Annotated in this window: 1 pseudogene; it reads left to right on the plus strand. The window is 45.8% G+C overall.

The window, feature by feature from the left end:
- Positions 1 to 34: 34 nt before the first annotated feature.
- Positions 35 to 595 (plus strand): annotated as a pseudogene (tolA, locus tag R7Q46_RS28340) (cell envelope integrity protein TolA); the annotation flags it as partial.
- Positions 596 to 605 lie beyond the last annotated feature (10 nt).

The raw sequence follows: 605 nt of genomic DNA on the forward strand, positions 1-605 counted from the left end.
TACACTCTTTCAGACGTGTGCTTTTCCGATCTAAGCGGCGATTGCTAAAGCGGAACAAGAGAGAGTAGCTCGCGAGAAGGCGGCAAAAGAAGCGGAAGAAAAGGCAAAACGTGAACGCGAGGCGGCTCAAAAAGCTGAACAAGAACGCATTGCGAAAGAAAAAGCGGCAAAAGAAGCTGCGGAAAAAGCGCGTAAAGAAAAAGAGCGCCTTGAACGTGAGCGTAAAGAGCAAGAAGCCGCACTTGATGATATTTTTGCTGGCCTAGAAAGTGAAGCGAGTGCAAACCAACAGGCTCAGGGGAAATTTGTGGCTGATGAGGTTTCCCGCTACAGTTCAATCTATATTCAGCTTATTCAAAGCCGATTGCTAAAGGATGACTACCTATTGGGAAAGGAGTGTAGAGTTAACATTAAGCTGATTCCTACGGGAACTGACATGATTGTTTCGTCAGTTAACGTGCTTTCTGGTGACTCTAGGGTATGTGCTGCTGCAAAGAGTGCAATTGCACAAGTACCAAGTTTCCCGATGTCAACCGATTCAACAGTTAACCAAAGGCTGAAGGATATTAACCTTACGGTCGCACTACAACAATAAGGGATAAGCC

The sequence above is a fragment of the Vibrio sp. 811 genome (genome assembly GCF_033339195.1).